Origin of the sequence: Halomonas sp. AOP7-B1-5 (assembly GCF_052353045.1) — a bacterium.
GTDB classification, from domain to species: domain Bacteria; phylum Pseudomonadota; class Gammaproteobacteria; order Pseudomonadales; family Halomonadaceae; genus Vreelandella; species Vreelandella colorata.
In genome coordinates this window covers 32138-53344 of record NZ_JBQTDC010000014.1, presented here as the reverse complement: position 1 = coordinate 53344, position 21207 = coordinate 32138, and the positions used below count along the sequence as shown (strand labels likewise).

22 protein-coding genes are annotated in these 21207 nt (G+C 56.0%); 13 read left to right on the top strand and 9 right to left on the bottom strand.

The window, feature by feature from the left end; translation table 11 throughout:
• Positions 1–10 precede the first annotated feature (10 nt).
• A complete protein-coding gene (locus ACT3XD_RS09205; RefSeq protein ID WP_192537712.1) occupies positions 11–1015 on the top strand; it encodes an ion transporter in 1005 nt (334 codons plus the stop codon).
• Positions 1008–1613: a LysE family translocator gene (locus ACT3XD_RS09200; RefSeq protein ID WP_192537713.1), complete on the top strand. Its 606-nt coding sequence runs from the start codon at positions 1008–1010 to the stop codon at positions 1611–1613. Before ACT3XD_RS09205 ends, ACT3XD_RS09200 begins: the two co-directional genes overlap by 8 nt.
• Here the strand turns inward: ACT3XD_RS09200 and ACT3XD_RS09195 are convergent.
• Together ACT3XD_RS09195 and ACT3XD_RS09190 are read right to left on the bottom strand one after the other, a co-directional pair.
• Positions 1610–1966, bottom strand: a complete 357-nt coding sequence (locus ACT3XD_RS09195) for an I78 family peptidase inhibitor (RefSeq protein ID WP_192537714.1) — start codon at positions 1964–1966, stop codon at positions 1610–1612. The genes ACT3XD_RS09200 and ACT3XD_RS09195 overlap by 4 nt on opposite strands.
• Before the next feature lie 114 nt (positions 1967–2080).
• Positions 2081–2212 carry an entericidin A/B family lipoprotein gene (locus ACT3XD_RS09190; RefSeq protein ID WP_192537715.1) on the bottom strand — a complete coding sequence of 44 codons (132 nt, stop codon included), beginning with the start codon at positions 2210–2212 and terminating at the stop codon, positions 2081–2083.
• 220 nt (positions 2213–2432) lie between these two features.
• Between ACT3XD_RS09190 and ACT3XD_RS09185 the strand changes: the two genes are divergently transcribed.
• Positions 2433–2855, top strand: coding sequence for an HIT domain-containing protein (locus tag ACT3XD_RS09185; RefSeq protein ID WP_192537716.1), 423 nt, complete (start codon positions 2433–2435; stop codon positions 2853–2855).
• A gap of 7 nt (positions 2856–2862) precedes the next feature.
• Here the strand turns inward: ACT3XD_RS09185 and ACT3XD_RS09180 are convergent, their stop codons facing one another.
• Genes ACT3XD_RS09180 through ACT3XD_RS09165 form a run of 4 tightly spaced genes read right to left on the bottom strand, consistent with a single transcriptional unit; the run spans position 2863 to position 5571 of the window.
• Entirely contained in the window at positions 2863–3891 is a 1029-nt protein-coding gene (locus ACT3XD_RS09180; RefSeq protein WP_225736116.1) for a nickel/cobalt transporter, read from the bottom strand.
• A gap of 56 nt (positions 3892–3947) precedes the next feature.
• The gene (locus tag ACT3XD_RS09175; protein WP_263974099.1) at positions 3948–4580 is read right to left on the bottom strand and encodes a DUF1007 family protein; all 633 of its coding nucleotides are present in this window, start codon (positions 4578–4580) and stop codon (positions 3948–3950) included.
• A gap of 56 nt (positions 4581–4636) precedes the next feature.
• Positions 4637–5014, bottom strand: a complete 378-nt coding sequence (locus tag ACT3XD_RS09170) for a hypothetical protein (protein WP_192537718.1) — start codon at positions 5012–5014, stop codon at positions 4637–4639.
• A complete protein-coding gene (locus ACT3XD_RS09165; RefSeq protein WP_192537719.1) occupies positions 5011–5571 on the bottom strand; it encodes a hypothetical protein in 561 nt (186 codons plus the stop codon). The genes ACT3XD_RS09170 and ACT3XD_RS09165 overlap by 4 nt, the downstream gene beginning before the upstream one ends.
• A 143-nt stretch (positions 5572–5714) precedes the next feature.
• Between ACT3XD_RS09165 and ACT3XD_RS09160 the strand changes: the two genes are divergently transcribed.
• Positions 5715–6869 carry a glycerate kinase gene (locus ACT3XD_RS09160; protein WP_192537720.1) on the top strand — a complete coding sequence of 385 codons (1155 nt, stop codon included), beginning with the start codon at positions 5715–5717 and terminating at the stop codon, positions 6867–6869.
• A 223-nt stretch (positions 6870–7092) separates the two neighbouring features.
• The gene (locus ACT3XD_RS09155) at positions 7093–7569 is read left to right on the top strand and encodes a Dps family protein (protein ID WP_018918857.1); all 477 of its coding nucleotides are present in this window, start codon (positions 7093–7095) and stop codon (positions 7567–7569) included.
• A 61-nt stretch (positions 7570–7630) separates the two neighbouring features.
• Here the strand turns inward: ACT3XD_RS09155 and ACT3XD_RS09150 are convergent, their stop codons facing one another.
• Together ACT3XD_RS09150 and ACT3XD_RS09145 are read right to left on the bottom strand one after the other, a co-directional pair.
• Entirely contained in the window at positions 7631–9097 is a 1467-nt protein-coding gene (locus tag ACT3XD_RS09150; protein WP_192537721.1) for an aminoacyl-histidine dipeptidase, read from the bottom strand.
• 32 nt (positions 9098–9129) lie between these two features.
• On the bottom strand, positions 9130–11325 hold the full coding sequence (locus ACT3XD_RS09145; protein WP_192537722.1) for a tRNA(Met) cytidine acetyltransferase TmcA: 2196 nt from the start codon (positions 11323–11325) through the stop codon (positions 9130–9132).
• Between the two features lie 336 nt (positions 11326–11661).
• On the opposite strand from ACT3XD_RS09145, the gene dctP reads away from it, so the two are divergent.
• From dctP to ACT3XD_RS09125, 4 genes are all read left to right on the top strand, one after another.
• A complete protein-coding gene (gene dctP, locus ACT3XD_RS09140; protein ID WP_192537723.1) occupies positions 11662–12765 on the top strand; it encodes a TRAP transporter substrate-binding protein DctP in 1104 nt (367 codons plus the stop codon).
• A gap of 60 nt (positions 12766–12825) precedes the next feature.
• Positions 12826–13329, top strand: coding sequence for a TRAP transporter small permease subunit (locus ACT3XD_RS09135; RefSeq protein ID WP_192537724.1), 504 nt, complete (start codon positions 12826–12828; stop codon positions 13327–13329).
• Positions 13326–14660 carry a TRAP transporter large permease gene (locus ACT3XD_RS09130; protein ID WP_192537725.1) on the top strand — a complete coding sequence of 445 codons (1335 nt, stop codon included), beginning with the start codon at positions 13326–13328 and terminating at the stop codon, positions 14658–14660. Before ACT3XD_RS09135 ends, ACT3XD_RS09130 begins: the two co-directional genes overlap by 4 nt.
• A gap of 187 nt (positions 14661–14847) precedes the next feature.
• A complete protein-coding gene (locus ACT3XD_RS09125) occupies positions 14848–16548 on the top strand; it encodes an ABC transporter permease (RefSeq protein WP_192537726.1) in 1701 nt (566 codons plus the stop codon).
• 19 nt (positions 16549–16567) lie between these two features.
• Here ACT3XD_RS09125 and ACT3XD_RS09120 read toward each other — a convergent pair whose 3' ends face one another.
• Entirely contained in the window at positions 16568–17668 is a 1101-nt protein-coding gene (locus ACT3XD_RS09120; protein WP_192537727.1) for an ABC transporter ATP-binding protein, read from the bottom strand.
• A 257-nt stretch (positions 17669–17925) separates the two neighbouring features.
• On the opposite strand from ACT3XD_RS09120, the gene ACT3XD_RS09115 reads away from it, so the two are divergent.
• The 4 genes from ACT3XD_RS09115 to ACT3XD_RS09100 all read left to right on the top strand — a co-directional run bounded on the left by ACT3XD_RS09115 (position 17926) and on the right by ACT3XD_RS09100 (position 21152).
• The gene (locus ACT3XD_RS09115; protein ID WP_192537728.1) at positions 17926–18951 is read left to right on the top strand and encodes a Fe(3+) ABC transporter substrate-binding protein; all 1026 of its coding nucleotides are present in this window, start codon (positions 17926–17928) and stop codon (positions 18949–18951) included.
• Positions 18952–19117: 166 nt separating this feature from the next.
• Entirely contained in the window at positions 19118–19741 is a 624-nt protein-coding gene (locus tag ACT3XD_RS09110; RefSeq protein ID WP_192537729.1) for a TetR/AcrR family transcriptional regulator, read from the top strand.
• A 55-nt stretch (positions 19742–19796) separates the two neighbouring features.
• A complete protein-coding gene (locus ACT3XD_RS09105) occupies positions 19797–20675 on the top strand; it encodes an NAD(P)-dependent oxidoreductase (RefSeq protein WP_192537730.1) in 879 nt (292 codons plus the stop codon).
• A gap of 141 nt (positions 20676–20816) precedes the next feature.
• A complete protein-coding gene (locus tag ACT3XD_RS09100; RefSeq protein WP_225736117.1) occupies positions 20817–21152 on the top strand; it encodes a tRNA-binding protein in 336 nt (111 codons plus the stop codon).
• The last annotated feature ends 55 nt before the right edge of the window (positions 21153–21207 follow it).

Sequence of the window (21207 nt, the reverse complement as noted above, 5' to 3'; positions counted from 1 at the left end):
AGGAGGTTGCATGCCTATTAGGCGGCGCTACCCACAACTCCCCAGGCCTGTTGAGTACGCTCATATCGGTTGGGATTTACTGATTCTGATTGCGGTAGTGCTGAACCTGGGACTTTTGCTATTTGATTCTCTGTATTTGATCACGCCAATCAATCAGGCCATCGCTGATCTAACGCCTGCTTTTCACGCGTTTTACGAGCGTGAAGTCCATAGCCGTTTTTTCCATATCGATCTATTTTTTGTGGGCTTTTTTGTTGCCGACATACTGCTTGGCTGGACCGTAGCGGTCGCCGAGCGCCGTTATCATCGTTGGTTTTTTTACCCCTTTGTACATTGGTATGACGTACTGGGCTGCATTCCGTTAAGCGGCTTTCGCTTACTGCGTGTATTGCGCGTGGTGTCGCTACTCCACCGCTTGCACCGCTTACGCATCATTAACGTTAAGCACTGGTCCATTTATCAGTTTTTCTTCAAGTACTACGATATCCTTCTCGAAGAACTTTCTGACCGTATTGCTCTACGGCTTTTGGGCAATGTGCAGCAGCAGATTCTGTCCAGCGACTCGCTCACCGAGCGCGTGATTGACCGGGTAATCATGCCGCGCAAAACGCAGCTGATCAGTGAAATCGTCCAGCGTCTGGAAAGCACCGTTGGCGAGGCGTATCAGCTTAATCGCGCCTCGGCGATGACGGCCATTGATGACTTGGTGAGCCGTACGCTGCGCGAAAGCCCCGAGATCCAGCGCCTGCACCGCCTGCCCATGGGGCAAACGGCGGCCAACGCCATGCAGGCATCCATCAGCGGTGTTGCTCAGCGGCTGGTAGATGAACTGGCGTTGGGTATTCATTCGCCGGAATTCAGACAGTTAATCGAGCGAACGGCGGAAAGCGGCTTCGACAGCTGGCTGACGGTCGATGAAAAAAGCAATCGGATCACAGAATTGGTGCTGTACGATATTCTGGAAATGCTCAAAGAGCAGGTTAACCGTCAACGTTGGAAGGATCGTTATGAGTAGCCAGTGGTTAGTACTTGGGCCAGTAGCCCTTTATATCATGTCGATGACACTAACCCCTGGGCCCAACAACGTGATGCTCACTGCGTCAGGCGCCAACTTTGGTTTTAGGCGTACCCTGCCGCATATGGCAGGTATTGTAGGTGGCTGCTTTATTCTATTTTCGAGTATAGCGCTGGGCCTCGGGGTGCTGTTTGAGCGATTTCCTGCCATACAGCTGGGGCTTCGCTGGCTGGGTAGCGCCTACCTGCTCTATCTTGCCTGGAAAATCGCCAGCGCTCCGCCGCCTAACCTTAAGGGCAGCTCACATAGCATACCGCTTACCTTCTGGCAGGCAGCGGCGTTTCAGTTTGCCAACCCCAAGGCCTGGATCATGGGGCTTGCCTTGATGGCGGGCTTTCTCCCTGAAAACGGTTCGGCGGTAGTCAATGCCCTCATACTGGCCGGATTTGCGGAACTGGTCGCCATGCCCTGCTTGGCCGTTTGGGCGGGCTTTGGCATGGCGATCGGTCACTGGATCAAAAGTGACGGTGCCTGGAGGGCATTCAATATCATCATGGGTCTACTCACCGCCGCGTGTGTCATCCTGATTTTACGTTAACCGCAGCGCAGCTCTTCGATATCATCGTTATTGTCCAGATGTACATTCAACCGATCGGGACGATGGTCCATCGTGGCCGCGTCCCCTGGTCGCAGTACCCGCACCTGGCGCGACTGGCTCTCGCTTTGTAGCTGGGGCACGTTTGCTTCATCAAATGTCTCACCAATGGCATAGCTCACCGCCTCGGTATCGCAGCTATCCATGGATGTAGGCGGTGCGTCCTGGGCTTCATTGGCAGCCGACGTTTTGGCGGCATCTGACCCGATGGCGCACGCCGAGAGCAACACAAGCATTCCACCGCTTAATACAATTTTCGAGGAGCGTACCGCATCGGTATATAGCCACGTTTTCATAGGCTTGCCCTGATTTATAGTTAATTAATTGTTTTATAGAGAATAGGTGGCTAATACACAAAGCGGGCTAGGCGTCCGCCTAGCCCGCTCGACATCGTCAAGGTTTCACTAACCTTAGCTAGCGGCGTCCTGCACAGCTTGACCGCCTTCTTGCACATCTTGGCCAGCACCAGAAATTGTGTTGCAACCGGCTAACGCGCCTGCCGTCATTAATAGGATAAAAGTCGTCGCTAAAAGCTTTTTCATAGATGTTCTCCTTAACGTGTCAGACAACAGAAATCTCCTCTGGCAATGTCTACCTTTCTGAGGAGTACTTTCAGCGTAACAGCGTTTTGGCAATTTCGCCTGTTTTCCATGGCTTAGTTTCTGCGGCTGTCTTCATTTTCTTATTTCACCTACTATATTCTGCTTTCTTACCTACCTATTTTTTGCTTTTACCAACCCCAACACGCCCGGAGTGCGCCCATTGAACACGTTTGCTCTTGATCAACGCCTGGAAGCCGATACGTTTCCAATTGCTGACTTGCCGCTTTGCCGGGCGCTATTGATGAACGATGCGCGCTATCCGTGGGTGATCTTAGTCCCCCGCCTGGATAATGTAAGCGAAGTATTCGAGCTATCCGACGTAGATCAGGCGCAGCTATGGCGAGAAGCTACCCAGCTGGGTAGCGTGATGAAAACGCTCTTTGATGGCGACAAGCTCAATATTGCAACGCTGGGCAATGTGGTTCAGCAGTTGCACATTCATGTCGTAGTGCGAAAGCACGCTGATGCGACCTGGCCCGCGCCGGTATGGGGTAACGGCAGCGCCGAGCCTTATGCGCTTGACCAGCTTGCCAGCCTGCGTGATCAGCTTATCGCTCATATTGATCGCCTGGCGGTTGATTGACCTGCTCTCAACGCATCAACGGGTTACCCTGCCTGGCCGGCGGCTCACCAAGCAGCGGCGTACTGGCGGGTTGGGAAACGCTGGCAATCGAAAGCGTCACACCGAGCAAGATAATCGCTAAGCCACCCGCAAGCGCCGCCCAGCCGACCGCCTTGTGAAGGTGTTGGGATACGCGCTGCTGCTTGGCTAAACGCCGCGTGGCCCACCTGCGCGCAAAGACGCTGGCCAGCGCAAGTGCTGATACGGTAATCCCGGTACCCAGCGACATGGCCAATACGGATAGCACGCCAACATAAAACTGGCCCAGCAGGCTGGCCGCACCGAGTAGCAACACCGCGCCGCTGCAGGGGCGCATACCAATCGCGAAAACGGTCATCAAGGCAGTGCGCCAGTCCAGTGCCTGCTGCGGCTCAATATGATGCGCGCCACCGCAGCAGTGATGATGCCCGTGGTCGTGGCTATGGTGATGGCTGTGATGGTGATCCTGGCTTACAGGATGAAACGTCATCGAACTCACCGGACGATAGGCGGCGCGCAGCTGTTTGTAAGCCCGAACGCACAGCCAGACACCCAGCAGCGTTACCAGTAAAAAGCTTGCCTGCTCGACCCACACAACGCTCCCCATGGCCTGGCGCGTCAGCCACCCTAGCCCATGCACCAGAATGGCAACCATGGCAATTGCGGTAACGCCTTGCAGCATTGAAGCGGCAAATGAAAGCCCCAGCGCTCGACGGGTGGCGCCACCATGGGAGGCTAAATACGTTGCCAGCACGGCTTTACCATGGCCTGGCCCTGCGGCATGAAAAACGCCATAGCCAAAGCTTACGCTTAATAACACCCACCAGGTGGCACGCGTAGGTTCACGGGCAAGTTCGGTAATCGCCAGAGTAAGCGCGCGGTGAAGTTCCCGCTGCCAAGCGAGTAGCTGATAGCTCACCCCCTGTAGACCGCCTTGCAATCCCCATATCAACGCCACCGCGCCAAGCACCAAAAGAGCGACCAAAGCCCAAGGCCTACGCATTACAAGCGACTGCATAACACACCCTATTTTGATCATTGAAAGCTATATCGCTTTATGAAAGTCGCACCCGATTAACGGCAGTCGATATGACCGGTTTCGGCAAAGTGGCGCCCCAGCCCTGGTTCACCTTCTTCGTCTACGTCCAGTAGCGCCGCCTGCATGACTAATTCAGGGTCAGGATCAGCGCCTAGAATGCTTAGCGCACAGGCCGGCTCACCGTGCAGTACCAGCGCATTGTCAGTTGGCTGGTTGTTCTCTGCTTCATGAACCATTTCAATGTAATACGTCGGGTCAAATATCTGATAATCGAGGGAGTGCCCGGCTAACGGCTGGGGTGTTTCCAGAGGAAGGATAAACGTAAAGATAAGCCGCCCGCCTTTTTCCATGGCGGTATATTCGCTGACCTCGCCCAGCGCCAGCGGCTCACCGTCTCGGCGGATTTCGGTAAAGTAGTGCTGCGAGGCAAGGTTATTGCGTATTTCCAGGCCCAACTGATCAAGCCCTTCGTCCAGACTGACGCCATCCACCTGGGTGAGTTCTTCAAACACTACCAAACTGTAAAAGGGGTCCATTCGCCAGATTTGATGCAAGCCACGCACTACCCCTTCATCATTGGTCATGACCCGGATACTGAAATCAATCCAGCCATGGGGGTGCGCGGCGGCAAGCGGGCTAAGCATAAGGCTGATGGCACCTGCCGCCAGCGCCCAGCGCTTTGCAGTATAACGGGAGCTTTCAATTACCTGATGACTGCATTGCTTCACGGTGCTAATCCCAATTTTGCTTGTAAGCTGACCAGCCACGGATCCAGCAAATACGGCGGCAGCGGTTGATTACCTCGCCAGGCCGCAACACTAACCTGACTGCCGCGACCAGCATCCCTTACCTGAACCTGCAGACGATACTCCGGCCAGCGGGCAAGCGCGCCCTCCGCACGGCCTAGCGCCAAATCGGCATGGCGTATCACGTAACCCTGTTCCATCATTAGCTCAACCGCACTTCGAAACGTGGTGTCTACCGGGGCGGCATACACCAGCTCGCGCGGGGCAGAAGGTGATGTAGTGGCACAACCGGTCAGCAGTGCCAGCAAAGCACTCACACTCGCCCATTTCATGATTACCCGCCAACGTTGCCTCATTGCACGCTCCTCATCGGCCGGCTGCTTTGTCCGAGTGCACTTTCAAAGCGCTGGCAGAAATCCTGGTTACTCGCGCTGTAGGATTCACGTATATCGCCCAGGTGGTCGAAGCGGCGAATATCACGCGAGATACGCACGGACTCCTCACTGATTAACAGCGACACCCGCTCGACCTCCAGGGGCTGTTGATGAAGCCCGCCGCCAAAGCCCAGCCCCACGCCAACACCGCTGCCGCGCCCGATACCCAACCCACCGAAAAGGCGCATTCCGCTGCCATAGCCATAGGCGCGATCATACGGATCGTAGTAACCATGTAGGGCTTTTTGTCGGCTTGCGCTGACCAGGCCTAATGCTGTATCGGTGGAATCAAGTTCAAAGCCCCACTCAGTCAGCACCTCGACACTTTGGCGCAGCGCGCCGAGTTCACCGCCAGCCACGTGGTTCGGGAAATAACACGCCGCAGAAGGCGCAGGCTCAGCCTGGGGCAAGCGGTCTGGCGTCACTTGGCAGCCTGCCAGTGCCAACAGGCAGGTTAGCGTAATTGGTATCGGCTTCATGTTAGATCCTCGAACGTTCATCACGGCTGGTCTGTCACCAAGCGGCGCGTTAAGCTCGCCTACTATCACAATAGATGAAAGATATCACGATAGATGAAAGACATCACGATAGATGAAAGACAATAATTTGCGGAGGTCGTGCAATGAATATCCTGCTTTGCCCCGATAGTTTTAAAGATGCTTTAAGCGCTGAACAGGCGGCCAAGGCGATGGCTCAGGGCGTCCTTAAAGCGGCGCCCCAAGCGCAAACGCACTGCTGCCCGATGGCTGACGGCGGCGAAGGCAGCCTTGATGCACTGATTGCCGCGACCGGCGCCAAGCGCTGCGTTGTCGATGTTCAGGATGCGCTAGGCCGTCCCCGTAAAGCCGCCTGGGGCTGGCTGGGTGAACAGCGTACCGCGTTTATCGAGCTGGCAGAAGCCAGCGGCCTGCAACACTTAACCCCTGAAGAGCGTGACGCGCTGCATACCTCCACCTTTGGCGTGGGCCAGATGCTCTTGGCAGCGCTGGATCAAGGCGCCGAAAAAGCCTTGCTGCTGCTGGGAGGTAGCGCCACCAACGATGGTGGCGCCGGTATGCTGCAAGCGCTGGGCGCAAAACTAACCGCAACCAGTGGCGCACCGCTTGCCCCAGGCGGCGCGGCGTTGGCGACGCTTGAAACGCTGGACCTTTCGGGGCTTGACCCACGCTTAACGTCACTTAACGTGGAAGCCGCAGTCGATGTGGATAACCCACTGTTAGGCGAGCGCGGGGCAAGTGCGGTATTCGGCCCGCAAAAAGGCGCCTCGCCTGATCAAGTGGCTCAACTTGACCACGCCCTGGGCCGCTTTGCCGATATCAGCGCCCGCGTATTGGGCAAGGATTATCGCGACTTACCAGGTGCCGGTGCCGCTGGCGGTATGGGGTTTGCCGCGCGCGCCTTTCTTGATGCCACGCTGATGCCTGGTATTGAAATGATTATGCAGCAGGCCGATATGCCCGCCCTGCTCAATAACGCCGATCTTGTGATTACCGGAGAAGGCCGACTGGATGGGCAGAGCATGTCGGGCAAGACGCCTATCGGCGTTGCCCGCGCGGCCCAGCGTCTGGGCAAGCCCGTCATCATTCTCGCTGGCAGCCTAGGCGACGGCTGGCAGGCTTGTCTTGATGAAGGCGTAACAGCAGCGTTTGCCTTGGCGGATGGCCCCATGACCCTGGAACAGGCGCTGCCCAGAACCGCTGAACTGCTGGCGGCGCGCTGTGAAAGTATTATCCGGGTGTGGATAACCCCCTCGCCCTTTGAAAACCCTGACCTTTGAAAATATTGCCGTTGAAAACATTGCCCTTGAAAACATCGCCCCTTGAAAAACCCTGCCCGCGCCAGCATTACTCAGTGAGAGCGCAAACGTTATAGCGGTAAACGCAATGCTATAAGGCTATGGGCGCGATACACAAAACCTGGTTTGCAGCGCCTTAGCGACGTTTTATGCTAATCAAACGATTTGATAGCCGTTTTACTCGGCTCCAACATGGAGGTACGACATGACCGATACCAATAGCATTGGCTTACATGAAAGCAGCGCCAGCCAGTTGGCTGAAAAGCTTAATCACCTGCTGGCCAACTATCAGATCTTTTACATGAACGTGCGTGGCTACCACTGGAACGTTAAGGGTAGCGATTTCTTTGAGCTGCACGTCAAATTTGAAGAGTTCTATACCGACCTGCTGACCAAGGTAGACGAAGTCGCCGAGCGTATTCTGACCCTGGGTCACAAGCCAGTACATGCGTATAGCGACTACGCCACGCTTTCCCACATTCAGGAAGATAAAGACGTTCACGATGGCAAGGCGTGCGTGAATGGCGTACTAAAAGGCTACCAGACGTTGATTGAGCTGCAGCGTGAAGTACTGTCATTCGCCTCGGATGCCGATGACGAAGGTACGGCATCACTCGCCAGTGACTATATTCGCGAGCAGGAAAAAACTATCTGGATGCTGAACGCTTACCTCGGTAAGTAACAAGTACTCCTCGCAGATATAGATACACAAACGGCACCTAAGCGGTGCCGTTTAGCGTTGGCTAGCCTTTCTGAGCTAAATCTTCCATCAATGCGCGCAGCATGCGCCAGAACTCATCGACCGAGGCAAGCTCTACGCGTTCGTCCGGTGAGTGAGCGCCGCGGATCAGCGGGCCAAACGAGATCATATCCAGGTGCGGGTATTTGCTGCCTATAATGCCGCACTCAAGCCCCGCATGAATGACCTTAACCGCAGGTTTCTGCTCAAACAGAGCGGCATGGCGCTGGTTAAAGATGGCAAGTAACGCACTGCCTGGGTGAGGCACCCAACCGGGGTAGCTGTTCTCCACACGCACGCGCGCGCCAATTAACCCAAACAGCGCCTGAAAGCGATCAGCCAAGGCGGCGGTTGCCGTATCGTGCAGGGAGCGTACTAGCGCGCACAGGTGCAGGCGCCCCGCTTTAAGGCTTAATACGCCTAAATTATTGGACGTTTCCACAACGCCCGGCACATCGGCGCTCATACGCTCAACTCCGCACGGCGCGGCATGTAGCGCCGCTACCAGCATAGTGCTGGCATCCAGAGTTAGCGGCTCGAAGGCCTCATGATTTACGCTTCGAGTAGCGCTCAACACCAAACCACTATCGCCCGTACTTAGCTCGGCACGCAGGGTATTTTCCAGCGCCTTCAGCGCGTCAAAAGCGGCATCCACGTCGTCAGCGGGCAGGGCAAGCTGAGCAAACGCTTCGCGGGGGATGGCATTACGTAGCGTGCCACCCTGATAGCTCACCAGGCGTGCATCAAACGCTTCTAGGGTACGCAGCGCACGCACCAACAGGCGGTTGGCATTGCCCAGCGGCTTATGAATATCAATCCCCGAATGGCCGCCTTTCAACCCCGTTAGGGCAAGATCGATCAGCTGTTCATCGTCACGCAGCGCGGCACTCGGCAGAAGGGCGTCAACCACCACGTCAGCACCACCCGCACAGCCGATATACACTTCGCCGCGGTCTTCACTATCCAGATTGAGCAGCAATGAGCCTTTCAGCCAGTTTTCGGCCAAGTTCAGCGCGCCCCCCATGGAGGTTTCTTCTTCAAGGGTAAATAGCGCTTCAAGCGGGCCATGGGTAAGCTCTGCATCTTCAAGCACGGCGAGAATCGCCGCTACGCCCATTCCGTTATCGGCCCCAAGGGTTGTGCCCTCAGCGTGCAGCCAACCATCGGCTACATAGGTACTGATGGGGTCACGCGTGAAATCATGGGTGCTGTCGGAATTGGCTTGGGCCACCATATCCAAATGGCCCTGCAGAATAACCCCCGGTGCCTGCTCACAGCCGGGCGAGGCCGGTTTACAAATACGTAAATTGCCAAAGCTATCACGGTCGTGGGCAAGCCCCTGAGCATCGGCCCAGGCTTCGAGTATCGCGACTAGCGCGGCTTCGTGCCCAGACGGGCGCGGGGTGTTACACAGCGTACGAAAGTGGCGCCAAACGATGGACGGCGTCAACGCGTCTAAATGTGCGTTCATAAAAACTCTTCATTATCAGTAATCGCCCCACTTTACTCCTCCGAACGATGCGGGAAAAGTATGTATTGTGAGGCTAATTGTTCAACGACTTGGCGCAGCGCACGCACGCTATCACCGTGTGCTGCCGCTAAAGGGCGATTTTGAAACGCCCACGCCGCTAACTGCTGGTGTGCAGTGGCAGCGCTTATATCCTGCAGGCGACTGGTTTCACGCGCCAGCGCTTGAAGCGCCGCCCGCGCGAATACCGGGTCACGGTGCCCGTGCGCTACATCGTTGATGGTTTGGCACTCTGCAGCAGTGAGCGGCATTGAAGGCAGCGCCCTTAGCAATAACGCCACCACGTCAGGCGGTAACGTCGTTAATTCGAACGCCAGCAACCCCGGTAGTGACGCGCTAAAACTTGCCGTTAAGCTACTTAATACGCTCTCGCCCTCAGCGTTCAGCGCCCTGGCCACCATTACCGCAAATTCCCCTGTGGCCGCTTCACGCGTGATGCCCAAGCGCACGGGCTGAAACCCTTGAGCCAGCCAGAAGCGTAGCAGAGATGCTTCCGCGCCGAACGTGGCACCATACAGCGCTACTCCTTGGCCCGCGGCCTCGCGACTATCTTCGGCAATTAGCTGTTGGCCCAACCCTTCCCGGCGGCGTTCAGGATGCGTGGCAATCCGCACCACACGCCGCCAACGAGCGGTAAGCGCAGCGCGGCTGCCCTTATGCGCGGCAAGCGACTGGGCCATCAGGTGGCCCTGAGGGCGTCGCACCCCCAACGCCACCTGCTCGGCAAGCTCAGCCGTAAAGCCGCCCTCCTCCCGGGCCACCAATACGGCCTGCGGTGCGCTGCTCTGGCCTATCAGCCGCAGCGAAGTGCCCGGTCCATCCAAAAGCTGACGCAAATCGCTGGGCGACGTGCGGTAATGAGACTGCACCAGAAGGCCAAACATAGCCCCAAGAGCAGTTTCGTCTTGAGCAAGCTCGGCGCGCTCGAGCGTATAAGAGGCTGGCGCTTGATCGCGCTGATCAGAGACCGGTAGAGGCGCTTTTAACAACAGCAGCCGGTTGACCGTTGCCTCAAGCGGATCTCCCGCGGCCCAGCGAATCGGCGTATTCAGCGTTAGCGCTTTCCACTGCGGTGTAAGCCGCGCCAACACATCGCGAAAGCGCAGCGCAAACCCCCGCCCAGAACCTTCATAGCCATCAATAGTGGTCGCAAACGCAATCCGCGGAAATGCCGTAAGCCACTGAGCCAGCAGGGAAGCCGGAGTCGCCGCCGCTTCATCAACCATTAAATAACTGCCATCGCCCCCCAGTTTCTTGGTCGCCACCTGTTCGGTGAGCACATCGGGGGGTAAAAAGCACAGCTCGCTTTTATTCGCGAGCTGAAAGCGGCTGGGCGTGATGCGCGCTCCCTCGGGGCAGAGAGCTTCCAAGCGCATAAACAGGCTTTCCACCGCGCTCAAGCGTGGAGCCGTGACGATGATAGACGACGTGCCGCCTGCTAGAAGCCGCGCACAGGCAATTCCCAGGGCGGCGCTTTTGCCCCGCCCTCGATCCGCGGTAATGACCAGCGGGCGGCGGCGCTTTAAGTTCACCAGTTGGGTAACGATAGCGGCCTGATCGAGCGTCGCGCATGCGCTGTCGTTAACGCTCTCTTGGTGCGCTGAGCGTGCGCTCAAGCGGGGAAGCTGCGGCCGATCGGGCACGTGCCAGGTAACGATATCTGTGCGCTCATCAAGCAGGCGAGCCAGACGCGCTAAATAGTGGGCGGTTAACTGCTCCCACTGCCAGGGGTGATCGGCAAACCGGGCATAATCAGGGTCTGGGCGCTCACCCCAAGGGTAAGGCGTTATCAGCACCAGCAAGCCGCCCGCCGTCAGCGTACCCGCCAGCGCACCCAATGCTTCAGGGTCAAAACCCGCGCTGCCACTGGCATCCATGACCACAAGCTGGTGCTCGGCGCCCAAACGCGTACGTGCTTTACGTGGGGTGAGCCAAGACTCGACCGGAGCACTATCTGTCTGATGGGCAACCCATAAAGGCGCTTGCCAGCAAGCGCTCTGCCATAGTTTGAGAGCTTGATCACGGCACTCACCGGGGTCTCCCGTAAGCCATACCAGTTGCCGCCATCGGCGCCTGTGTAAGCGTTTGGCATGAGCCATTAAAGCTCGCAAGGGTGACTGACCAGGCATACTTAACGTTTTCGTCAATCCTTCTTGTGACAACGCTGGCATTGAGCCTCCTAAGTTCCATTATTTATTTAAAACTTTTTTAAAACTTTGGTTGAACAAAAAGGCGTTTTTCAACGCTAAGCATCCTAATCAAGCAGGCTAAAAAATCTCGAAAAAAACGTAAGCAACTGATTAAAATAAATATAAAATTTCAAAATATAAAAAGTTTCGATTTTTACTTATCTTACTCAGATTGCACCGCAGCAGTAAGACTGTGCTAATTTAGCGGTGCAGTCAGGCGCTTGCTCTACTTTACGTAAACGTTAGCTCCTTTATTGCACTTTCCTGCATTACGGTAACAAACACTAATAATGCCTTAAGCCAACCAGGAAAAATAACATGAAAAAGATCACTCGATTCAGCCTCACCACGCTTGCGGCAAGCATCACGTTCGCAGCGCTCGCCACCACTGCACAAGCCCAAGAACAGTGGACAATGACCTCTACCTGGCCGGATAACCTTGACCTCATCAAGATTGATCAGCACTGGGTAGAACTGGTTAATAAACTCGCCGGCGACGAAGTACAGATCAATTTTCGATCTGGCGGTACGTTAATGCCCGGCACAGAAGTGTTTGATGCCACGGAAACCGGCAGCATCGAAGCCTCCGGTGACTGGCCCGGCTACTGGGCTGGCTTAAACCCCGCCTTCTCTCCTCTAGCCACCACTACTAGCCTGTTTAACGGCGTCGACTATCTTAACTGGATTCAGCAGTGGGGTGGCCGTGAACTCTACGAAGAGATTTATGGCCAGTACAACATGATGTACCTGCCCTACGGCATTACTAATAACGAGTCAGGCTTTATGGGACGCACGCCAATCGCGAGCATTGCGGACCTTGAAGGCAAGCGTCTACGTCTCTCAGGCCGTGACCAAGGGCGTGTTCTGGAGCAGCTAGGCGGCTCACAGGTAACACTTGCCGGGGGTGAGGTGTATCAGGCAATCGAGCGTGGCGTGATCGATGCCGGTGAGTTTTCAACCCCAGGCGTGGATTTCAAGGCAGGCTTTGCCGAAGTCGCCGATAACTGGGCAACACCGGGCTGGCACCAATCGGCCAGCGTGTTTGGCGTCATGATCAACATGGATGCCTGGAACGCGCTTTCTGAAGAGACCCAGGAGAAGCTGCGCATTGCCGCTGACGCCACTATGGCTTGGTCGCTGTCCTGGTCTGAGCATGAGTCCAACGCCGCCACCCAGCAATTTATCGATGCAGGGGTAACGATCAACCAGTTTTCTGAAGAGGACTTGGCACGCATTCAAGACGTCACTAACCAGGTCATCGTACAGGGCGCCTGTGAAAACCCCGATCACGCTAAGGTTTATCACTCTATGATTACGTACCTGCAGGAGTACGCGACGTGGCGTGACGTTTCAGTGCCTTTCAATATGAGCCGCACCATGAACAATCTGCCTTCCCTGGAAGAGATCGAAGCTTGCCTGTAAGGCGCTCATGTTTCGCCCCGGCATTGCCGGGGCGGTTGTTGTGCTGACCGGAGATCTCCCATGAATGCCGTTGCCCAAGCCATTGATGCACTCAATGAAGCGTTTGGACGCCTGATTGCGCCGCTGATTGCCATCATTACTCTGATAGTGCTGTTCGATATTATTTCTCGCTTTGTGTTCGGCCGCCCAAGCGACTGGGCCTTTGATATCACCAAGATGCTGTTTGGCGCGCACTTCATGCTGATGGCGGCCTACGGGCTACGTCACCATGTTCATGTAGAAGTGGATGTTCTTAAGCGTCTGCTATCGCGCAAAAAACAGGCACTGCTTGAGCTAGTGGGCTATGTGGTTTTCTTCGTGCCGTTTATCTGGATGCTGCTCAAGTACGGGTGGCTGTTTTTCGAGCGAGCGTTTAGCCGTGGCGAAACCACCTACGGCATGATGTCGATTCCGGTCTATCCCATTAAGGGCGTGATTGCGCTGGCGGCAGCGCTACTTTTGCTGCAAGCCATCGCCATTGTCCTGCGGACCATAATGCAGTTACGCGAGGAGACGCCGACATGAACCTAAGTCCCGAATTGCTCGCATTAGTCATGTTTGGCGGCCTGCTGGTGGGGCTTTTTATGGGCCACCCGCTTGCGTTTGTGCTGGGCGGGGTAGCGGTCATTGGCGCATTCCTTGGCCCAGGAGAGCGAGTGCTCGGCACGCTGATCAATAATATCTATGGCAATGCCATGGATAACTACGTACTTGTGGCAATACCGCTTTTTGTACTCATGGCCCGCTTTCTCAACGACTCCGGGGTTACCGAGCGAATGTTTGACGCCATGCGTCTACTGCTGGCCAACCTGCGCGGCGGATTAGCCCTAACGGTGGTCATCGTCTCGGTGTTGCTGGCCGCGACGACCGGCATTGTCGGCGCCTCCATTGCCGTGATGGGCATGATCGCGTTAGTGCCGATGCTCAAGTATGGCTATAACAAGGAGCTCAGTGCAGGCGTGATCATGGCCAGCGGCTGCCTGGGCATTCTGATTCCGCCGAGCATTATGCTGATCCTGATGGCGAGCTACTCGCCGGTTTCGGTGGGTGCGCTGTTTGCGGGCGCCATGGTGCCTGGATTGATGCTGGGCGTGATGTATGCGCTTTACGTCCTGCTGATCTGCCACTTTAAACCCTCTTACGGCCCGCCCGTGCCTAAAGAGGAGCGCGCTGAAGTTAGCACCAAGCAGCTTCTAATCATGCTGGGCAAATATGTGGTGCCGCCCATGTCGTTGATCCTTGGGGTGCTGGGTGCGCTGTTTACCGGGATTGCCACTGCAACAGAAGCCTCTGCGATTGGCGTTTTCATCGCCTTTATTCTGTTTTTGATCTTTGGCGACAGGCGGCTTTCCACCTGTTTCAGAACGCTGCTTGAAGCGGGAAAAACCACCACCATGGTAATGCTGGTGCTCGTGGGCGCCACCGCGTTTACCGGCGTATTCTCGCGCGGCGGTGGTATGCAGGTGATTCAAGACCTGCTGCTGGCCATGCCCGGCGGCAATACCGGTGCACTTATCATGATGCTGCTATTGGTATTTGTGCTAGGCATGTTCCTCGACTGGACCGGCATCGTACTGCTGAGCTTTCCCATCATGCTGCCGATCATTCAGCAGATGGGTGTCGACCCGCTATGGTTTGTGGTCATGGTAGCCGTGGTGCTGCAGACCTCGTTTCTCACCCCGCCGTTTGGCTATGCGCTTTTCTACCTGAAAGGCGTGGCTCCGCCTGGGGTCGAGATCGTCGATCTGTATAAAGCCGTAGTACCGTTTGTGGCACTTATACTGCTGGCCTGTGTACTGATGTCATTCTTCCCCTGGCTGGTCACGGGCCTGCCCAGCTTGATGATCGGCTACTAACCGGCCAACACGTTCAGCACTCACCTTCTACCGCTACTCCCCCGCTCTTAGGCGGGGGTTTTGTATGGTTTTTTTATATAGATAGAGGGTTAGCTGCAGCCGAAGTGCCCAAGTGATACTATTTGCAGCCGTTACTTTTTCGCATTGACGAGTCAGCGCTGCCAGCCTCGTCCCAGGAGACAACGACGTGCCAATTCCCGCTCGCCGTTCACGATTGGCGCTACTTCCAGACGCTATATCACGCTTTACGCTGTCGCTCACACCGTGGTCATGTGCGCTGTTCTTGATTGCGCTGACGGTAGCCCTGCCGATTCTGGTCGTCTTGAGCTATATATTCGTGCCCACCGAAGGCGTCTGGCAGCACCTGGCGAGCACCGTGTTGAGCAGCTATCTGTCGAATACCTTTTGGCTCGTGCTCTGGGTAGGGCTGGGTACGTTAATCATTGGCGCTGGCAGCGCCTGGCTGGTGGTGATGTGCCGCTTCCCGGGCAAACGAATCTTTGAGTGGGCGCTTTTATTACCACTGGCGGTGCCGACCTATGTCATCGCCTACGCTTACACGGATTTTTTGCAGGTGGCTGGACCGCTACAGAGTGCGCTACGTGGGTGGTTTGACTGGCAGTACGGCGATTACTACTTCCCCAACGTGCGCTCGCTAGGCGGCGCCGCGACGCTGATCACGTTTGTGCTGTATCCCTACGTTTATCTGCTTGCCCGCGCCTCTTTTCTTGAGCAATCGGTATGCGTGCTTGATGTAGGGCGCACGCTGGGTCGTGGCCCTTGGCACCTGTTTGCAAGCGTTGCCTTGCCGCTGGCGCGCCCGGCCCTGGTGGGTGGCGTTTCGCTGGTACTGATGGAAACCCTCAACGAGTTTGGCGCGGTGCAGTTTTTTGGCGTGGATACCTTTACCACCGGCATCTACCGAACCTGGTTTGGGCTGGGCGAGCCCGTGGCAGCCGCTCAGTTGGCGGCCTGTTTGCTGACGTTCGTGATGGTGCTGGTGCTGCTGGAGCGCTTCTCGCGTGGGAAGCGGCGCTATTTTCATACCACCAACCGCTACCAACAGTTGCCTGAGTACCGCCTGGACGGCTGGCGCGCTCTCGGCGCAACCCTCGCCTGCTTACTGCCTATCGTCATCGGCTTTTTATTGCCGAGCGGTATTTTGCTGAACCTTGCTATTCAGCAGGGCGACGCCTTGCTGGGCACGCGCTTTATCCGCTTTGCTACCAACAGCTTAAGCCTCGCCACGGTAGCGGCGTTGATTGCCGTAGGCCTTGCTGTGCTGTTGAGCTATGGCGTCAGGCTGCATAACTCGCCCGGCGCCCGTCTATTTACTCGGGTCGCCGCCATGGGCTATGCCATTCCCGGCTCGGTGGTCGCGGTGGGTATCTTGATCCCCTTTGCCTGGCTGGATAGCACGCTGAATACGTGGCTACACGCCCACTACGGAAAAATTATCGGCCTAGTGTTTAGCGGCTCGGCGTTTATTTTAATCTACGCCTACGTCGTGCGCTTTTTAGCCGTGTCGTTTAATGCAGTTGAGGCAAGCCTTGGCAAAGTGACCCCCAATATGGACGCCGCCTCGCGTACCCTGGGCCAAACGGCGGGCGGCACGCTGCGCCGTATTCATACGCCGCTGATGCGCAGCAGCCTGTTGGCCGCCGGAATTCTTGTGTTTGTGGATGTCATGAAGGAGCTACCCGCGACGATTATCTTGCGGCCGTTCAACTTCGATACCTTGGCGGTACGCGCGTATAGCCTGGCGTCCGACGAGCGTCTGGCTGAGGCCTCCACCGCGTCGCTGGCCATTGTCGTGGTGGGTATCTTGCCGGTGATTCTGCTTAGCCTGGCCATGCGCCGGGCTCGGCCCGGCAGCCATGCTCAGTAAACCTACTGGGCAGTTCTACCTAAGCTTCATCCTGAAAAACAAACACCTGAGAATGGTCCAGGTCGATATCAATCGGCTGGCCCTCCTGGGGTAGAAAGACACCGGGCACGCGGGCATGTAGATGCGCTTCCTGGCCATCAGCTCCGTGGGCGCACAGGTGAATCAGGCTGGAACGGCCCAGTAGCTTTGCCATGACGACATGGCTATGCCGGTGAGCGTCTGCGGGCAAGTCGCGCTCCTGAAGCCGCAGCGCCTCAGGGCGAATCATGATCCGCGCCTTACTGTCTTCGGGCAGCCAGCTGGCATCTATCTCGCCTACCGGGGTCTGCACACGGCCATTATTCACCGTACCGCTGAGTTCATTTACCTCACCAAAAAAGGTCACTACAAACGGGTCGACCGGCGTGCAGTAAAGCTCACGCGGCGTGCCCGTTTGAATAATCCGGCCGTCGCGCATAAGAGCAATTCGGTCAGCCATGAACATGGCTTCTTCCGGGTCGTGGGTCACCAGTAACGTGGCTGACCCAAGCTTCTTCAGCACGTGCAGCGTATCGTCGCGAATGCGGTCACGCAGGCGTGCATCCAGGCTTGAAAAGGGTTCGTCGAGCAGCATCAGCTTGGGTGTTGGCGCCAGCGCCCGGGCCAAGGCAACGCGCTGTTGTTGACCGCCAGACAGCATATGCGGATAGGTATCGATGTAGTCCGCCATTCCCAACTGAGCCAACAGCTCGACCGCGCGTTCACGGCGCTGGCGTGCGGGCATCTGCTTGAGCCCAAAGGTGACGTTTTCAAGCACACTCAAGTGGGGAAAAAGCGCCGAGTCCTGAAACGCCAACCCGACGTTACGCTTTTCCGGCGGCAGGTGGCGCTGACCGGGCGCTGCAATGGCCTGCCCTTCCAGGCTAACGCTTCCTTGCTGAAGAATCTCCAGCCCCGCAGCAATACGTAACAACGTGGTTTTACCGCACCCCGATGGCCCCAGCAGGCAAACGACTTCGCCCGGGGCAATGTCTAACGAGACGCCTTTTACCACCTGGTTTGCCGCAAACGTGTGATGGACTTTGTCTAGCGACAGGGCCATGTGAGTGGTGTTTTCGAGGGATGAAACGGTTACCGCCATAATGTCACCATGCTCTCGTTGAACCAGCGTCTTATTTGACCAGCACATATGTCGTGCTGCCCGGCAGGCTACGTTGAATATCCTGCCATTGTATTTTTCATTGCCCCGATATGCACGCGGGGTTGCGCGACCACGAACGCCTTGTTCTTATTTTTTATTGATCCTGGCACTTTTTCTTGACCCCGGCATTGCGAAAGGCTTCAATAGCAACAACCTTAATGCAACTTATTATCATAATCATTTAGGATGCTAACCATATGAAAATAACACGCCTTTCAGCGTCTATCGCGGCTATTTTTGCGGGTGCCGCGGTTTCAAGCACGGCACTTGCCGATGCGGTCAACATTTACTCTGCCCGCCACTACGATTCGGATGAAATTCTGTATAAAGCGTTCACCGACGAGACGGGTATTGAAGTGAACGTTCTGGAAGGCGACTCCGACCAGCTGATGGAGCGCATGCAGCGTGAGGGCATTGCCAGCCCTGCGGATGTCATGCTGACTGTGGATGCGGGCCGTTTATGGCGCGCCGAGCAGGATGGCCTGTTCCAAAGCGTTGATTCTGAGGTGCTCAACGAGCGCTTGCCTGAGTCGATGCGCCAGCCTGACGGCTTGTGGTTTGGCTTTAGCCAGCGCGCCAGAGTGATCTTTTATAACCGTGAAAACTTCGACCCCAGCCAGATCGAAAGCTACGAAGATTTAGCGGATTCGCAGTTTGAAGGCAAACTTTGCATTCGCTCCTCCAACAACATCTATAACCAGTCGCTGCTTGCATCCATGATTGAGCACCACGGTGAAGAAGGTGCCGAAGAGTGGGCCCAGGGCGTAGTCAACAACCTGGCGCGCAACCCGGAAGGTGGCGATACCGACCAGATCCTCGGCGTTGCCAGCGGTGAGTGTGACCTGGCCGTTGCCAACCACTACTACTACGTGCGCATGCTGCATTCCGACACCGAATCTGACCGCGAAGCAGCCCGCAAGGTCGGGGTCATTTTCCCCAACCAGGATGATCGTGGCACCCACGTTAACGTTGGCGGCGCGGGCCTGGTTGCCAATGCGCAAAACCCTGAAAACGGCATCAAGTTCCTGGAGTTCTTGTCGTCTGACGGCGCCCAGGAAATTCTCGCCGAGCGTAACTATGAGTTCCCGGTCGTCGACGGCATCAAGAAAGACCCGGTTCTGGAATCATGGGGTGATTTCAAGAAGGATGATTTGAATATCAATGTGCTGGGTGAGAACAATCCCGAAGCCATTCGTATTTTTGACCGTGTGGGCTGGCGCTAAGCCCTCCCCCACGCAAACAAAACGGCCCGCCATTTGGCGGGCCGTTTTGCTGTTTAGCGGCTTCTGTGACCTAAAACATCAGCTGTAAAGGACATAGTCAACAAACAATGCCATTACATGGATTTTATGCTAAATTTGAAAACGATCATTTTCCAATGTGTTTTCCATGACCACATCGCATCGTCCAACATCAACCGTTTCACGCAGCCGCGGCCGCCCACGCGAGTTCGATATTGATCAAGCGCTAGATCGAGCTGTAGAGGTGTTCAGCAAGCGTGGCTACCACGGCACCTCGATCACTGATCTAACCAAGGCGATGGACTTGACCCAGGGGAGCCTCTATAAGGCATTTAAGGGCAAGCGAGCCATCTTCCTGGCGGCCTTCGAGCATTATCGCGCACAACGCACACAGCTGCTGCGTATGGCAGTGGACACCACAGGCACGGGGCTTGAACGCCTGCGCAATGTGCTTATCTTTTACGCCGAATCGGCTCAAGGTGCCCAAGGGCAGCAGGGATGCCTGGTGGTTGGTAGCGCAACCGAACTTTCGGCATTCGATCAGTATGTGGCCGAGCATGTCATCTCGGCGCTAACCCGCAATGAATCCATGCTGGCCGATATGATCCGCCAGGGCCAGCAGGATGGGTCTCTTGCTCCCCATGTGGACTGCGAAACAACCGCTCGCATGCTGCTGTGCCTTACCCAGGGAATGCGCGTGGTGGGAAAAACCGGTCGTCGCCGTAAAGATATGCTGGCAGTGGTGGATGCCGCGCTAAAGGCACTGGGCTGATTTTTTTTGGCCATTTAGAAAACGATCACTTCCATAATCATTCAAAGGACATCACATGAACATTGCATTTCTCGGCCTTGGCACTATGGGCCTGCCAATGGCGATCAACCTTCTCAATGCTGGCTATGCGGTACATGTCTGGAATCGTTCGCCAGCACCAGTTGAAAAACTTGCATCACTCGGCGCCAAGGTGGCAACCACACCAGACGACGCCGTTAAACAGGCAGACATCGTACTCTCAATGCTGGCTGATGATGACGCTACACGCGCCATTGTACTGGACGCTCAGGTGCTTGCATCACTCCGTCCAGGCGTTATCCACATCAATATGGCAACAGTTTCCGTCGCTCTGGCGACTGAGCTTGCCGACTCACACCGCGAGCAAGGTATTGACTACCTTGCCGCACCGGTGCTGGGTCGGGTTAATGTGGCCGAAGCTGGTCAGCTCAATATTCTCGCGGCGGGCGATGCCGCTGCGTTGACAACGGTACAGCCCCTGTTTGATGTACTCGGCGGCAAGACCTGGCACATAGGTGAGCGCCCTGAACAGGCCAATGCGGTCAAGCTGGCGGTCAACTTTATGATTGCCAGTGCTATCGGCACGATGGGTGAAGCGGCAGCGCTAGTGCGAGGCCACAATGCCAGCGCAGCCGACTTTCTGGAGTTAGCGACCTCCACGGTCTTCTCGGCTCCCGTGTATCAGGGCTATGGCTTAGCCATTGCGGAGGAGCGCTTTGAACCGGCGGGCTTCAAACTATCATTAGGCTTGAAGGATGTTCGTCTAGCGCAGGCGGCAGCAGAACAGGTCAATGTGCCGCTCCCCCTGGCCAGTACGCTATCAGATGCACATATCGAAAGCCTGGCTCATGCGGAGGGTCATCTGGATTGGGCCGCGCTGTCACGGACCAGTGCGCGACGTGCAGGACAAGCATAACGGCTCTGGTGCGCCTGCCTGAGCTTCTCGGCACAGACCAAATGAGTGCACAAGGTCATCAGCTAAGCGTTAGTGTGTTGAACAATAAGGCATGATTAACCTGGCGGACCCAACCTAAAGGCGATAGAGGTTTTTTTAATAATGACGATTGCATGGGATGACTTCACTAAAGTAGAACTGCGTGTGGGACAGATTATTAAAGCGGAGCCGTTTCCCGAAGCGCGCAAGCCTGCTTATCAGCTACTGGTGGACTTTGGCCCCGAGATCGGCCAGAAGAAGTCGAGTGCACAAGTGACTCAGCTATACACACCTGAAGCACTAGTGGGAAAGCAGGTAGTGGCAGTGGTTAATTTTCCACCAAAGCAGATTGGGCCTATCATGTCGGAATGCCTAATCACGGGCTTTAACAATGAGAACGGTGACGTTGCGCTATGTGTACCGGATCAGCCTGTTCCGGTCGGCACGAAGCTACTCTAACAATATTTTCTAGTCTTTTAGGCGAATGTAGACAAAAGCTGCCCATGGTCAGCTT